This window comes from Pseudonocardia wallangbongensis (assembly GCF_054486945.1).
Genome location: NZ_JBRERS010000003.1, coordinates 703,396 through 717,491, shown reverse-complemented (window position 1 = coordinate 717,491; position 14,096 = coordinate 703,396). Strand labels below are relative to the sequence as shown.

Here is a 14,096-nt window from a genome sequence, read left to right as displayed (position 1 = left end):
CCGGCTCAGCCGGGCGCCAGCACGACCTTGCCCGTCGTGCCCCTGTTCTCGAGGGCCCGGTGCGCCGCCGCGGCGTCCGCGAGGGGGAACGGCGGGTTGACGAGCGGGACCAGGCGTCCGGCGGCGGCCTCGGCCAGGGACCGGGTCTCCAGGCCGCGCAGGCCGCCGTAGCGCTTCGTCATCCGCGGCCCGGTGACCCACACGACGGACAGTGATCCGGCGGCGATGTCCGCGCTCGTGAACGGCGTGACGCCGCCGGAGGTCCACCCGAACATCACGATCCGCCCGCCGGTGTCCAGCATGTCGAAACCGGCGCGCCCGACCTCGCCGCCCACGCCGTCGAGCATGACGGTGGGCCTGCGCCCGTCGAGCGCTGTGAGCACCCGCTCGGGCCAGCCGGGCTCCCGGTAGTCGACGGCGACGTCGGCGCCCAGGGCCTCGACCCGCCGCACCTTGTCCGGCCCACCGGCCAGCCCCACGGCCACGGCGCCGGCGCCGCGGGCGGCCTGCACGAACAGGCTCCCGAGACCGCCGGCCGCGGCCGGTACCAGCACGACGTCCCCGGACTCGATCTCGGCGGCGTCGAGGATCCCGACCGCGGTCCGTCCCGTCCCGATCATCGCGACCGCCGCCTCGGCGCTGAGCGGGTCGGGGATCTCGTGCAGGGACGCCTCCGCGGCGACCGCACGGGAGGCGTAGCCGCCGCTCGCCATGCCCAGGTGGGCCACCACGCGCCTGCCCACCCGGGCCGGATCGGCACCGGGGCCGACGGCGGCGACGGTGCCGGCCACCTCCCGGCCCGGGGTCATCGGCAGCTGCGGCACCGGGAACGGCCCGCCCACCTCGCCGGAGCGGATCGCGGTGTCGAGCAGGTGGACGCCGGCGGCGGCGACGTCGATGAGCACCTGCCCCTCCCCGGGCACGGGGTCGGGGACCTCCTCGTAGCGCAGGTTCTCGGCCGGCCCGAACTCGTACTGCCGGATCGCCTTCACGTTCGTCTCCTCGCTCGCGTCGATCTCGTCGACCGAACGCTAGGAGTTGAAGTCAGGTCGAGGTCAACGGTAACGGGTTGGCGGCGGAAGGGGGACCCGGGCGTAACGTTGATTACGTGCCTTCTGGATTCCCCCGCACCCTGGGCGCGCTCCGCGCGTCCGGCCACGAGCTCCGTGGCGTCAAGGACGAGATCCGCTCCAACCTGCTCACCGCGCTCCGCGAGGGGCGCGACGCGTGGCCCGGCATCGTCGGGTTCGAGTCCACCGTGCTCCCGCAGCTGGAGCGCGCGCTGATCGCCGGGCACGACGTCGTGCTGCTCGGCGAGCGCGGGCAGGGCAAGACCCGCCTGCTGCGCACCCTGGCCACCCTGCTCGACGAGTGGACGCCCGTGATCGAGGGCTCCGAGCTCGGCGAGCACCCCTACGAACCGATCACCCCCGCGTCCCGGCGCCGCGCCGCGGAGCTGGGCGACGACCTGCCGGTGGCGTGGCGCCACCGCGACGAGCGCTACACCGAGAAGCTCGCCACCCCCGACACCGCCGTCGCCGACCTGATCGGCGACGTCGACCCCGTCAAGGTCGCCGAGGGTCGCTCGCTCGGCGACCCGGAGACCATCCACTTCGGCCTCGTGCCGCGCGCCCACCGCGGCATCGTCACGATCAACGAGCTGCCCGACCTGGCCGAACGCATCCAGGTGGCGCTGCTCAACGTCATGGAGGAGCGCGACATCCAGGTGCGCGGCTACACGCTGCGGCTCCCGCTGGACGTCCTGCTCGTCGCGAGCGCGAACCCCGAGGACTACACCAACCGCGGGCGGATCATCACCCCGCTCAAGGACCGCTTCGGCGCCGAGGTCCGCACCCACTACCCCCTCGAGCTGTCCGACGAGATCGCGCTCGTGCGGCAGGAGGCCGACCTCGTGGCCGACGTGCCACGCCACCTCGTCGAGGTGGTCGCCCGGTTCACGCGGTCGCTGCGCGAGTCGAGCGCGGTCGACCAGGGTTCCGGCGTCTCGGCCCGGTTCGCGGTCGCCGCCGCCGAGACCGTCGCCGCCGCCGCGCTGCGCCGGGCCGCGATCACCGGCGAGGAGCGTCCCGTCGCCCGGCCGATCGACCTCGAGTCGGTGCCGTCGGTCCTGCGCGGCAAGCTCGAGTTCGCCTCCGGTGAGGAGGGGCGCGAGATGGAGCACCTCGAGCACCTGCTGCGCCGCGCCACCGCCGACACCGCCCGTGCCCGGCTGCGCGGGATCGACCTGAACCCCCTCGCGGAGGCCGTCGCCGCGACGCCGGTGCGCACCGGGGAGCGGGTGCCCGCCGTCGAGGTGGTGGCCGCACTGCCGGCCGTCGAGGAGCTCACCGAGGTCGCCAAGCGCCTGGACGCCGCCGGCACCGAGGACCCCGGCCCCATGGCCAGCGCCGCCGAGCTGGCGCTGGAGCTGCTGTTCCTCACCCGGCGGCTCGCGAAGGACGAGTCCGACGACGGGGACACGGTGAGCTATGGCTAGACGTCCGCGTCGCTACGCCTACGGGCCCTACGTCGACGGGCCCGACCCGCTCGCCCCGCCCGTCGACATCCGGGCCGCCCTCGACGAGATCGGCCGGGACGTGATGGACGGCTCGTCGCCGCGCTCCGCGCTCCAGGAGCTGCTGCGCCGGGGCACCCGCGAGCGCCGCGGCCTCGACGAGTTGACCCGCGAGGTCTGGCAGCGGCGCAGCAAGCTGCAGCGGGAGAACCGGCTCGACGGCACGTTGCAGCAGGTCCGCGAGCTGTTGCAGCGTGCGCTCGACGCCGAGCGGGACTCGCTCGGCCGCCAGGACACCGACGACGCCCGGTTCCGGGAGATGCAGCTCGACGCGCTGCCGTCGGACACCGGCGGGGCCGTCCGGGAGCTGAAAGAGTACGACTGGCAGTCCGCGGATGCCCGCGAGGCGTACGAGGAGATCCGCGACCTGCTCGGCCGGGAGATGCTGGACCAGCGCTTCCAGGGCATGAAGCAGGCGATGGAGAACGCCACCCCGGAGGACGTCGAGCGGATCCGGGAGATGCTCGACGATCTCAACCAGCTGCTCGCCGACCACGCGGCGGGGCAGGACACCACCGAGCAGTTCCAGCAGTTCATGCAGCAGCACGGCGAGTTCTTCCCGGAGAACCCGCAGAACACCGAGGAACTGGTCGACCTGCTCGCCCAGCGGGCCGCCGCCGCGCAGCGGATGCTCAACTCGATGTCGGCCGAACAGCAGGCCGAGCTGATGGAGCTGTCGCAGCAGGCCTTCGGCGACCCCCGGCTCGCGCAGGCGCTCTCCCAGCTGGACGCCCAGCTGCAGGGCCTGCGCCCCGGCGAGGACTGGGAGGGCCGGGGCCGCTTCCGCGGCGACAACCCCCTCGGCATGGGCGAGGCCACCCGGGCCATGGAGCAGCTCGGGCAGCTCGACGCGCTGGCCGAGCAGCTGTCGCAGAGCTACCCGGGCGCCCGCATGGAGGACATCGACCTCGACGCGCTCGGCGAGCACCTGGGCGACCAGGCCCGCGTCGACGCCCGCGCGCTGGCCGAGCTGCAGCGCGAGCTGGAGCGCCAGGGCCTGTTCGAGCGGGCCCCCGACGGGTCGCTGCAGCTGTCGCCGAAGGCGCTGCGCCGGCTCGGCGAGTCCGCGCTGGGCGACGTCGTCGACAAGATCGGTGCCCGGCGCGGCGAACGGGAGGACCGCAGGTCCGGGCCTGCCGGCGAGGCCACCGGCGCCACCCGGCCGTGGGCGTTCGGCGACACCGAGGCGTGGAGCGTGCCGCGCACGCTGCTCAACGCCCAGCTGCGCCGGGCGGGTGGCGACGACCGGGCGCTCGACGTCACCGACGTGGAGATCGTGGAGACCGAGCAACGCTCCCGCGCCGCGGTGGCGCTGCTGGTCGACACGTCGTGGTCGATGGTGCAGGACGGGCGCTGGGTGCCGATGAAACGCACGGCGCTCGCGCTGCACCAGCTGATCTCCACGCGCTTCCGCGGCGACGACCTGAAGCTGATCACCTTCGGCCGGCACGCGCGGTCGGTGGAGCTGGGGGAGCTGGTCGGCCTGGAGGGGGTGTGGGAGCAGGGCACCAACCTGCACCACGCGCTCCTGCTGGCGGGCGAGCACCTGCGCCACAACCCGGACGCGCAGCCCGTGGTCCTCGTCGTCACCGACGGCGAACCCACGGCCCACCTGGAGCCCGACGGCGAGGCCGTGTTCGACTGGCCACCCAGCCCGGAGACGCTACGAGCCACGGTCGGCGCGCTGGACAAGATCACGACCCTGCGGCCGTCGATCACGTTCTTCATGCTCGGCGACGACCCGCGCCTCGCGATGTTCGTCGACGACGTGGCGCGCCGCTGCGCGGGGAGGGTGGTGGCCCCGACCCTGGACGGCCTGGGTGCGGAGGTGGTGAGCGACTACATCCGCGCCCGCAAGCGCTGAGGAGCTTCCGGAGGCCGGTTTCGCGGCCATGATCAGGGCTTCGGCGCGAAACCGGGCGAAATCAACACGGGAACGCGCCCAAACGCCGATCATTCCCCCGGTCAGTGCGGCCGCGCGACCGCGGCGCCGGCGCGGTGGACTTCGCGGACCCGCAGGTCCGGGTCGAGCACCACCAGGTCGGCCCGGCGGCCCGGCACGATGGCGCCGACGTCGTCGAGGCCGAGGGCGCGGGCCGGGCTGCCCGCTGTCAGGGCGACGGCCCGGCGCAGCGCCTCCTCGCGGGGCCCGGCGGCGTGCCGTACGACGTTCGCGAACAGGGTGTCGGTGGTGGCCGTGCTCCCGGCGATGGCGCCCGCCCGGCCGTCGCTGCCCGCGGCGAGCCGGGCCACGCCCTCGGCCACGGTCACGCGCATCGCGCCTAGGTGGTACTCGCCGTCGGGCATGCCGGCCGCGGCCATCGCGTCGGTCACCGCCGCCACCCGCCCGACGCCGGCGCTCCGCACGACGTGCTCCCACAACGCCGGGTGCACGTGGAGGCCGTCGGTCACGAGCTCGACCGTGACCCGCGGGTCCTCCAGCAGCGCCACGGCCGGGCCGGGCTCGCGGTGGTGCACCGGGGCCATCGCGTTGAACAGGTGCGTGCCGACCCGCGCGCCGGCATCGATCGCCGCGCGGGTGAGCGCGTAGCTGGCGTCCGTGTGCCCGAGCGCGGCGACGGCGCCCGCGCCGGCGATGCGGCGCACCGCGTCCAGGCCGCCGGTCCGCTCGGGCGCGAGCGTGACCATCCGGACGGCGCCGCTCCCGGCCCGCAGCAGCCGGTCCAGCTCGGCGGGATCCGGGTCGCGCAGCTGCCGCGGGTCGTGCGCGCCGCACCGCCCCTCGGCGAGCCAGGGGCCCTCCAGGTGCACACCGGTGAGCTCGCCGTCGACGACCAGCTCGCCCAGTGCGTCGACGGTCTTCAGCAGGTCGTCCGGCCCGGCGGCCACGAGGCTGGCCACCATGGTCGTGGTGCCGTGGGCGCGGTGGAACCGCACGGCCCGCAGCGCGGCCTCGGTGTCGCCGTCCGGGAAGGCCGCGCCCGCGCCGCCGTGCACGTGCATGTCCACGAAGCCGGGCACGAGCAGGGCGTCCCCGAGATCGACGTCGGGCTCCGAGGCGGGGGTGCCGGGCCCGGTCGCGGTGATCCGGTCGCCGCCGACCTCCACCCAGCCCGGGCCGACCGGGAGGCCGTCGGCGACGAGCGTGCCGGCGGTGAGGATCACAGGGTCTCCGTGATCTTGGACAGGCCGCGAGGGGCGTCCGGGTCGCCGCCGCGCCCGACCGCCACGTGCAGCGCGAGCAGCTGGAACGGCAGGATCTCCAGCAGCGGCGACAGCTCCTCCGGCGCCCCATCGGGCAGCGCGAAGCCGACGGCCGCGGCACCCACCGCGCCGCGGTGGCCGACGCAGCACACGTCGGCGTTGCGCTCGGCGAGCCGCGGCAGGACGTCGCCCATCGCCGCGCCACCGACACCGGAGGCCACGACGGCGAACACCGGCACCTGCGGGTCGACCAGCGCGAGCGGGCCGTGCAGCAGGTCGGCCCCGGAGAACGCCTGCGCCGACGCGTAGGAGGTCTCCATCAGCTTCAGCGCGGCCTCGCGGGCGGTGGGGTAGGAGTAGCCGCGGGCCGTGGTGAGCATGCGCTGCGCGAACCGGTAGCGCTGCGCCAGCTCGACGACCTCCCCGCCCCGATCGAGCAGCGCGTCGCCGAGGTCCGGCAGCGGCGCGGCGGCCGCCCGGCCGTCGACGTCCCGCACCCGCTCCAGGAGCAGGTACAGGGCGAGCAGCTGCGCCGTGTACGACTTGGTGGCCGCCACCGAGCGCTCCGCGCCCGCGAGCACGTCCACGTGCGCGTGCGCGGCCTGCGCCAGCGCCGAGGACGCGTCGTTGGTGACGGCGACGGTGAGCGCGCCCTGCTCCCGGGCCACCGCGAGCGAGCGGACGAGGTCGGGGGAGCCGCCGGACTGGCTGATCCCGATCATCAGGACGTCCCGCAGGTCCGGCCGGGCGCCGTACGCCGTCATCGTCGAGGGGGAGACGAGCCCCGCCGGCAGGCCGTGGCGGATCTCCACGAGGTACTTCGCGTAGAGCGCGGCGTGGTCGCTCGTGCCGCGGGCGACGAACAGCACGGCCCGCGGGCGCCTGGCCCGGATCAGCTCGGCGGCGGCGTCGATGCCGGCCTCGTCGCCGTGGGCGAGCAGGCTGCGCCAGATCGCGGGCTGCTCGCCGATCTCCGTCGCCATCAGGTGGCCCGGGCGGGACGTGAGTGCGGGAGTCACAGCTTCTCCATCTCGGGACGGGGGAGGGCGGCGGCGAGTCGCACCGCACCGACGGCGGGCGCGTGGGCGAGAACGCGCACCTCGATGCCCGCCAGCCGCTCGCGGACCGCCTGGAGCAGCAGCGGCTGGTGCACGGCGAACCCGCCGCCCAGCACCACGGGACCGGCCAGGTCCAGCCGGCGGAGCACCCGCGTGGCCAGCGCAACGAGGGCGTCGGCGGCGGAGTCGAGGATCTGGCAGGCGGCGGCGTCGCCCCGCGCGGCGAGCCCGGTGACGACGGCGGCGCGCTCCGCCCAGTAGCGCTTGTCCTGCCGGCCGTAGAAGAAGTCGATCAGCTCGGCGCGGTCGGCGAGGCCGCAGTCCGCGACCAGCGCGGTGGTGAACGGGTCGGCGGGCAGCCCCGCGTCCATCCGGTCCAGCGCGTGGCGCACGGCGTCGAGCGCCACGCGGTAGCCGCTGCCCTCGTCGCCGAGCATGTGACCCCACCCGCCCGCACGCGCCGCGGTGCCGTCGGCGCGCCTGCCCCACGCCACCGAGCCGGTGCCGGCGATCAGCGAGACGCCCGCGTCGAGGCCCTCGGCCGCGAGCACGAGCCGCGCGTCGTGCACCACGCCCACCTGCGCGCCCGGCACCCGCTCGGTGAGCAGCCGGGTCATGGCGGCAATCGACTCGGTGCCGTCGGCGCCCGCCGCCCCGGCGCAGACGGCGTCGACCCCGCGGACATCGAGCCGGGCGAACAGGGCGTCGAGCTGGCGCCCGGCCTCCGGGACACCCACCGCGGCGACGTTGGCGCTGCCCGCGACCGCCTCTGCGACCGGCTCGCCGTCGACCGCCCGGATCCCGTGCGTCTTGGAGCCGCCGATGTCGACCCCGATGACCGTCCGCACGCGTGCCCTCGCAGAGGTTAGACGTTTGGTCTAGATGACTTGCCTCAGGTTGGCACGCGGCAGGGCCGCGGGCAAGTTCGGCATGCTGTGCGCGTGCACACGTGCCGGCACTGCGGTGCCACCCGGGAACAGGATGCCCCGAGCGCCCTGACCTGGGTGCGCGAACGCGACCCCGACGGCCACGAGCACTGGCTCTGCGAGGCCTGCGCCCGCCGGCACGTGCGGGACATCGAGGCGAAGCTCCCGCACGAGTGGTGGTGACCCCGGGGCGCTATTGGGCTGCGAGCTGGGTCACCACCGGCGTCCGGTTGCCCGCGACGGCCTTGACGATCATGCGGTCCATCCCGGGCAGCCCGCCGAGCTTCAGCATCGCCCTGCGCAGCAGGACCAACCGCTGCGAGGCCGGGAGGAACCAGCGCGCCGCGCGCCGGCCGACCTCCTGCCGGTCGGCGGAGATCGGGCGCCACGTCCGCTCGTACCGGTCCAGCCCCGCCTCGATCGTCGGGGCCTCGGCGAGCGCCTCGGCGAGTACGTACGCGCCGCCGAGGCCGAGCGACGCGCCCTGACCGGCCAGCAGGGACACCGCGGCGCACGCGTCGCCCAGCAGCGTCACCCGGCCGCTGCTCCACCGCGGCATCTCGATCTGCGCGACCTGGTCGTAGAACACCTTGGCCGAGGGCGGGCAGGCGGCGAGCGCGCGGGGGACGAGCCAGCCGAGGGAGCGGTACTCCTCCTGCACCGCCGAGCGGGCGTCGACCGGCAGTGTGGGATCGGGCGTGCGGTGCACGGCGAACGTGGCGACCCGGCCGCCGCCCAGGCCGTAGATGCCCATCTGGCGCGCCGCGGTGTCGGTCAGGCAGACCCGGTGCCGCGTGGCCTCCTCGACGACGGCGTCCTCGAACTGGAAGGCCGCCGTGTGGAACCCGAGGTAGCGCAGGAAGCGGCGCTCCTCGCCGAAGACCAGCCTGCGCACGGTGGAGTGGATCCCGTCCGCGCCGACGAGGAGGTCGGCGGACAGGCGGGTGCCGTCGGCGAGCCCGATCTCCACCCCGTCGGGCCGCTCGCGCACGTCGGCCACGCCCGCGCCGAACCGCAGCTCGACCGCGGCGGGCAGCTGCTCGCGCAGCACCGCCTCCAGCTCGGAGCGCAACAGGCTCAGCAGCCGGCCGTTCTCGGTGGCGGCGAACCGGGCGAAGCTGAGGTTGGCCGTCGTGCGGCCGGCGGCGTCCACGTAGCTGGCCTCGTCGATCGGATGGGCCCGTTCCTGCAGTGTCGGCAGCAGCCCCATCGCCTCTGCCGCGTCGAAGCCCGGCCCGAAGAAGTCGATCATGTAGCCCTGCTCGCGCGGCCCGTGCGCGCGCTCCAGCACGACCACGTCGCACCCGTGCGCGTGCATGCGGTGGGCCAGCGCGAGCCCGGAGATGCCGGCGCCGCAGATCGCGACCTTCATCCTCATCAGTGCACTCCCTTCTCGACGATGCGGTGCAGGACCGGCACCAGCGCACCGGCCGGTAGCGGCGTGAGCGCCCGGTGCAGCAGCACCCCGTCGATGACGGCGGCCAGGACGGCGGCCGTTGCGGACGGCTCGGGCACCTCGTGCTCGTGCAGCCACCCGGAGACCCCGTCCCGGAAGTCGTCGAGGACGGCGGTGAGCTGCTCGCGCAGGTCGGGGTCGCGGGTGGCGGCCAGGTAGGTCTCGACGGCGAGCAGCGAGGCCGGGTCGCTGCCGGTGTACTGGTCCACCGCGCCCGCGATCAGGTCGACGAGCTCGGCAGGGGTGCGAGCCTGCTGCAGCATCCCGCCGACGCCGCCGACCATCTCGCGCAGCGCGCCGATGGCCGCCTCGGCGAGCAGCGCCTGCAACGAGGCGAAGTGGTAGTGGACGAGCCCCGGAGCGACACCCGCCCGCTCCGCCACCGTCCGGGTGCTCACGGCCGTCCACCCGCGCTCCGGCACCAGCTCCCGGGCCGCCTGCACCAGCCGTCGCCGCACCTCGCGGCCCCGGCTCGTCGCCGTCTCGGCCATCACACTCCTTGGGCAGTCGCCTTGGGCAAGTGACCAAAGGATAGCATCACGTACGTTGTCGGTATGCAGACCTGGGCATCCGTCGACGTCCCGCGGCTCGAGGGCGGGGGCCCGCCGCTCCGGTTGTACGACACCGCGTCCGGCCGGATCCGCCCCACGGCGCCGGGCACCACGGCCACGATGTACGTCTGCGGCATCACCCCCTACGACGCCACCCACCTCGGCCACGCCGCCACCTACCTGGCGTTCGACCTGGTCAACCGCGTGTGGCGGGACCTCGGTCACGAGGTGGACTACGTGCAGAACATCACCGACATCGACGACCCGCTGCTCGAGCGCGCCGCCCGCGACCAGGACGACTGGGTGGTGCTCGGCATGCGCGAGACGGCCCTGTTCCGGGAGGACATGGAGGCGCTGCGCGTGCTGCCGCCCCGCCACTACATCGGCGCGGTGGAGGCGATGGGGGAGATCGCGGAGCTGGTGGGCAAGCTGCTCGCGGCCGGTGCGGCGTACCGGGTACCCGACCCGGAGTACCCCGACGTCTACTTCGACTCGGACGCCAGCGGCCACTTCGGCTACGAGTCGAACTACGACGAGGCCACGATGATCGCGCTGTCGCGCGAGCGCGGTGGCGACCCGGACCGCCCGGGCAAGCGCCACCCCGCCGACGCGCTGCTGTGGCGCATGGCGCGGCCGGACGAGCCGCACTGGGACTCGGACCTCGGCCAGGGCCGTCCGGGCTGGCACGTCGAGTGCGCCGCGATCGCGCTCAACCGCCTCGGCAACCAGATCGACCTGAACGGCGGCGGATCCGACCTGGTCTTCCCGCACCACGAGTTCGGGGCGGCCCACGCGGAGGCGTTCACCGGCGTGCACCCGTTCGCCCGGCACTACGTGCACGCCGGCATGATCGGCCTCGACGGCGAGAAGATGTCGAAGTCGCGGGGCAACCTCGTGTTCGTCTCGAAGCTCCGCGCGGAGGGCGTCGACCCGAACGCGATCCGGCTCGCGCTGTTGGCCGGGCACTACCGCACCGACCGCGCCTGGACCGCCGACCTGCTGGCCACCGCCGAGGCGCGGCTCGCCCGCTGGCGCGCCGCCGTGGCGCTCCCCGCCGCCCCGCCCGCCGACGACCTGGTGGCCCGGCTGCGCACCCACCTCGCCGACGACCTGGACACCCCGGCCGCGCTCGCCGCCGTGGACGCGTGGGCGGAGGAGGCGCTGGAGCGCCGGGGTCGCGACGCGGGTGCCCCGGCCCTCGCCCGCGACGCGGTCGACGCGCTCCTCGGCGTCACGCTGCAGCCACGCTGACCCGCCCGCACACCAACTGTGGTGCTCGCACACCAACTGCAGTTGGTGTGCCGGCACCACAGTTGGTGTGTGACGAGTGGGCGCGGCGGCTCCGTGCGCTCGGGCCACCCGTTCTGGTTGGGTGGGGCACATGGCGCGCAACGTGCTGGGCGGGGAGTTGCAGACCTGCGGCACCGACCCGATCACCGGCTTCTACCGCACGGGCTGCTGCGACACCGGGGCCGAGGACGCCGGGGTGCACACGGTCTGCGCCCAGGTCACGGCCGAGTTCCTCCAGTTCAGCGTCGACCGGGGCAACGACCTGTCCACGCCGCGCCCCGAGTACGGCTTCGCCGGGCTGCAGCCGGGGGACCGCTGGTGCCTGTGCGCCGACCGCTGGGTCGAGGCGTTCCAGGCCGGGGCCGCGCCACCGGTGGTGCTGGAGGCCACGCACGCCCGCACCCTGGACTGGGTGGACCTGGCCGACCTGCGCCGTCACGCCGTGGCGCCCGACGAATGATCGGCACGAGATGATCTCGGTCGAGCTCGCGTTGCGGCTCCGGGCCGCGGGCCTGGCGTGGACGCCCACGTCCGGCGACCGGTTCGTGATCCCCGGCCGCGAGATGGACGCCGACGTGTTCGTGGTGAGCGAGCTGACGATCGACGTCCACCAGGCGCCCACCGGCCCGTTGATCCGCTTCAACGGCACCACGGAGTGGGCGCTGGACAGCGTGCCGCAGGAGTCAGTCGTCTGGCTGCCGCACGAGGGCCAGTTGCGGGAGGCGCTCGGATCCCGGTTCCGGCGGCTGGAACCGATCGGTGACGGCTTCGCCGTGGTGGTCGACGGCGCCGGCGGCGCGCAGGTACGCCACGTGGACGTGGACGCCGAACGCGCCTACGCGAGGGCCCTGCTCGCGCTCCTAGGAGGGTAACTCCCGTTGGGAGCGGCGCCGTGGGGCGCGTTATGGAGCCATAACGCGATCTGGAGGCCGTTGAATCAGCACTACGGCTCCATAGTGCTGATCACTCCCGCGGGAGGACCGCCGGGATCGCCGTGATCAGGAGCGCTGCCGGGACCAGGAAGCCGGCGAGCGGGTCGGCGTGGAAGAGCGGGGTGAACACCACCGGGCTCATCGATCCCCCGCCGAAGCGCAGCGACTGCACCACGGACACCGCGCCCCCGCTGTTGTGCTCCGAGCCGAGCACCATCGCGTTGACGCCGACGAGCTGGAGCTGGGTGGCGACCCCGCCGAGCGCCCACGCGACGGCGACGCCCCAGACCGCGGGCAGCGTGCCGACGCCGACGACGACGAGAGCTCCGAGGACCACGCCGACGAGCACGCTGCGGCGCCGCCCGATCCGGTCGACGCTGCCGCCGACGAGCCGGGCGGTGAGCAGGCCGGCGACACCGGCGCCGGTGAGTACCAGCCCACGCGGGCCGGCGCCGATCCCGAACCCCTCCTCCAGCCGCAGAGCGACCATGAAGCTCAGCCCGGTGAGACACCCCCAGCCGAGGGCGGAGGCCAGCCCGATCCGCAGGACCGCGGGGTGCAGTGCGGCTCGCAGCGCTCTGCCGAGCGGCGCCCGGCGTGCGCCGTCGGCGGTCTGTTCGGTGGGGATGCCGATGACGGCGAGCCCCCCGGCCACCACCGCGACGCCGGCGAACGCGAACCGCCAGTCGATCTCCGCGGCGAGTCCACCGAGCAACGGGGCGGACGTCTGGCCCGCTGCCTGCAGCGACCCGAACCAGCCGAGTGCGCGGCCCAGCCGGCCCGGGGGCGCCGCGGCCCCGAGGGCGGAGAGCAGGAGCGGGGTGGTGAACGCGTTGGCGATGCCCTGCAGCGCCCGGGCGGCGAGGAACAGCGCGAACGTCGTGGCGAGGATGCACGCGACCGACGCGAGCACGTAGGCGGCGTAGCCGACGACGACGGTGCGCCGCCGCCCCCAGCGCTCGCCGAGGGTGCCCGAGAAGAGCATCACGGCCGCGAGAGGCAGGAAGTACGCCGTGACCGACAGCGACGCCGTGCCGGGTGACACGCCGTACGTCGCTCCGAGCTCGGGCAGCATCGCGACGGTGATGCCGGCCCCGAACGGTCCGAGGAAGGCCCCCGCGTAGAGCCCGGCCCGGGCGAGCGCGGCACCGGCCTTCGATTGCAGGAAAGCCACCTTCACGCCACCTGGTTGCAGGAAAGTGGCCCTACTGCAACGGCCGGGGGGATCAGTTGCCCGAGCCCCCCGTGCCGCGGCGGCGCAGGTACCGCTCGAAGTCGGCCGCGATCGCGTCGCCGTCGGCCTCGGGCAGCGCGTCGCCTTCCGCCTCGGCCTGCTCCTCGAGCTGGCGCACGTACTCGCGCACCTCGTCGTCGGCCTCGGCCATCTCCGAGACGGTGCGCTCCCACTCCTCGGCCTGCTCGGGCAGCGCACCGAGCGGCACCTCCACGTCGAGGACCTCCTCGACGCGGTGCAGCAGGGCGACGGCGGCCTTGGGCACGCGGGCCTGCGACACGTAGTGGGGCACGGACGCCCAGAACGACACCGCCGGGATCCCGGCCTCGACGCACGCGTTCTGGAAGACGCCGACGATCCCGGTGGGACCCTGGTAGCTCGACGGCTCCACCCGCAGCTCGCCGGCGGAGGACTTGTCGTAGGAGATGCCGCTGACCGGGGTGGGCCGCGTGTGCGGGGTGTCGGTGAGCAGCGCACCCAGCGTGACGACCTTCGTCACGCCGAGCTTGTCGACGTATTCCAGGAGCTCCCGGCAGAAGCTCTGCCAGCGCAGGTTCGGCTCGATGCCGTTGATCAGCACGACGTGCCGCTCGGTGCCCGGCAGCGTGGCCACCGAGAGCCGGGTGGTCTGCCACTCGATCTTCCGGGTGACCCCGTCGGCCAGCCGGACGTGCGGGCGTGTGACCTGGAAGTCGTAGTACTCCTCGGGGTCGATCGAGGCCAGCGGCGTGGCGTCCCAGCTGAGCTCGAGGTGCTCCAGTGCGGTGCTGGCGGCCTCTCCTGCGTCGTTCCACCCCTCGAAGGCGGCGATCATCACCGGCTCGACCAGACGCGGCAGGTCGCCCGACGCTCCGGTTCGCGGATCGCGGTCGGTCATCCGCCCAGCCTACGGCTAGGCGCGCTCCCCGA

Annotated in this window: 14 protein-coding genes; 6 read left to right on the top strand and 8 right to left on the bottom strand. The window is 74.6% G+C overall.

The window, feature by feature from the left end; all coding sequences use genetic code 11:
• Positions 1 to 5 precede the first annotated feature (5 nt).
• The gene (locus tag ACU436_RS14670; RefSeq protein ID WP_459025485.1) at positions 6 to 992 is read right to left on the bottom strand and encodes a zinc-binding dehydrogenase; all 987 of its coding nucleotides are present in this window, start codon (positions 990 to 992) and stop codon (positions 6 to 8) included.
• 116 nt (positions 993 to 1,108) lie between these two features.
• Between ACU436_RS14670 and ACU436_RS14665 the strand changes: the two genes are divergently transcribed.
• Complete coding sequence (locus ACU436_RS14665) at positions 1,109 to 2,497, top strand: ATP-binding protein (protein ID WP_459025484.1); 1,389 nt, start codon at positions 1,109 to 1,111, stop codon at positions 2,495 to 2,497.
• Positions 2,490 to 4,439, top strand: a complete 1,950-nt coding sequence (locus tag ACU436_RS14660; RefSeq protein ID WP_459025482.1) for a VWA domain-containing protein — start codon at positions 2,490 to 2,492, stop codon at positions 4,437 to 4,439. Before ACU436_RS14665 ends, ACU436_RS14660 begins: the two co-directional genes overlap by 8 nt.
• A gap of 101 nt (positions 4,440 to 4,540) precedes the next feature.
• Here ACU436_RS14660 and ACU436_RS14655 read toward each other — a convergent pair whose 3' ends face one another.
• Genes ACU436_RS14655 through ACU436_RS14645 form a run of 3 tightly spaced genes read right to left on the bottom strand, consistent with a single transcriptional unit; the run spans position 4,541 to position 7,646 of the window.
• Complete coding sequence (locus tag ACU436_RS14655) at positions 4,541 to 5,701, bottom strand: N-acetylglucosamine-6-phosphate deacetylase (protein ID WP_459025481.1); 1,161 nt, start codon at positions 5,699 to 5,701, stop codon at positions 4,541 to 4,543.
• Positions 5,698 to 6,723, bottom strand: a complete 1,026-nt coding sequence (locus ACU436_RS14650) for an SIS domain-containing protein (protein ID WP_459025713.1) — start codon at positions 6,721 to 6,723, stop codon at positions 5,698 to 5,700. The genes ACU436_RS14655 and ACU436_RS14650 overlap by 4 nt, the downstream gene beginning before the upstream one ends.
• Before the next feature lie 32 nt (positions 6,724 to 6,755).
• Complete coding sequence (locus ACU436_RS14645; protein ID WP_459025479.1) at positions 6,756 to 7,646, bottom strand: N-acetylglucosamine kinase; 891 nt, start codon at positions 7,644 to 7,646, stop codon at positions 6,756 to 6,758.
• A gap of 93 nt (positions 7,647 to 7,739) precedes the next feature.
• Here ACU436_RS14645 and ACU436_RS14640 point away from each other — a divergent pair, with 93 nt between their 5' ends.
• Positions 7,740 to 7,907 carry a hypothetical protein gene (locus tag ACU436_RS14640; protein ID WP_459025477.1) on the top strand — a complete coding sequence of 56 codons (168 nt, stop codon included), beginning with the start codon at positions 7,740 to 7,742 and terminating at the stop codon, positions 7,905 to 7,907.
• Positions 7,908 to 7,917: 10 nt separating this feature from the next.
• Here ACU436_RS14640 and ACU436_RS14635 read toward each other — a convergent pair whose 3' ends face one another.
• Positions 7,918 to 9,096 carry an FAD-dependent monooxygenase gene (locus ACU436_RS14635; RefSeq protein ID WP_459025712.1) on the bottom strand — a complete coding sequence of 393 codons (1,179 nt, stop codon included), beginning with the start codon at positions 9,094 to 9,096 and terminating at the stop codon, positions 7,918 to 7,920.
• Positions 9,097 to 9,101: 5 nt separating this feature from the next.
• Entirely contained in the window at positions 9,102 to 9,671 is a 570-nt protein-coding gene (locus tag ACU436_RS14630; protein WP_459025475.1) for a TetR/AcrR family transcriptional regulator, read from the bottom strand.
• Between the two features lie 63 nt (positions 9,672 to 9,734).
• Here ACU436_RS14630 and mshC point away from each other — a divergent pair, with 63 nt between their 5' ends.
• The 3 genes from mshC (at position 9,735) to ACU436_RS14615 (ending at position 11,893) form a co-directional block, all read left to right on the top strand.
• Positions 9,735 to 10,982 carry a cysteine--1-D-myo-inosityl 2-amino-2-deoxy-alpha-D-glucopyranoside ligase gene (gene mshC, locus ACU436_RS14625; protein WP_459025473.1) on the top strand — a complete coding sequence of 416 codons (1,248 nt, stop codon included), beginning with the start codon at positions 9,735 to 9,737 and terminating at the stop codon, positions 10,980 to 10,982.
• Between the two features lie 130 nt (positions 10,983 to 11,112).
• Complete coding sequence (locus ACU436_RS14620) at positions 11,113 to 11,481, top strand: DUF2237 family protein (protein ID WP_459025471.1); 369 nt, start codon at positions 11,113 to 11,115, stop codon at positions 11,479 to 11,481.
• A gap of 10 nt (positions 11,482 to 11,491) precedes the next feature.
• A complete protein-coding gene (locus ACU436_RS14615) occupies positions 11,492 to 11,893 on the top strand; it encodes a hypothetical protein (protein WP_459025469.1) in 402 nt (133 codons plus the stop codon).
• 91 nt (positions 11,894 to 11,984) lie between these two features.
• On the opposite strand, the gene ACU436_RS14610 is transcribed toward ACU436_RS14615, so the two are convergent.
• Both ACU436_RS14610 and ACU436_RS14605 read right to left on the bottom strand, forming a co-directional pair.
• On the bottom strand, positions 11,985 to 13,127 hold the full coding sequence (locus ACU436_RS14610; RefSeq protein WP_459025467.1) for an MFS transporter: 1,143 nt from the start codon (positions 13,125 to 13,127) through the stop codon (positions 11,985 to 11,987).
• Between the two features lie 52 nt (positions 13,128 to 13,179).
• Positions 13,180 to 14,064 carry a PAC2 family protein gene (locus ACU436_RS14605; RefSeq protein ID WP_459025465.1) on the bottom strand — a complete coding sequence of 295 codons (885 nt, stop codon included), beginning with the start codon at positions 14,062 to 14,064 and terminating at the stop codon, positions 13,180 to 13,182.
• Positions 14,065 to 14,096 lie beyond the last annotated feature (32 nt).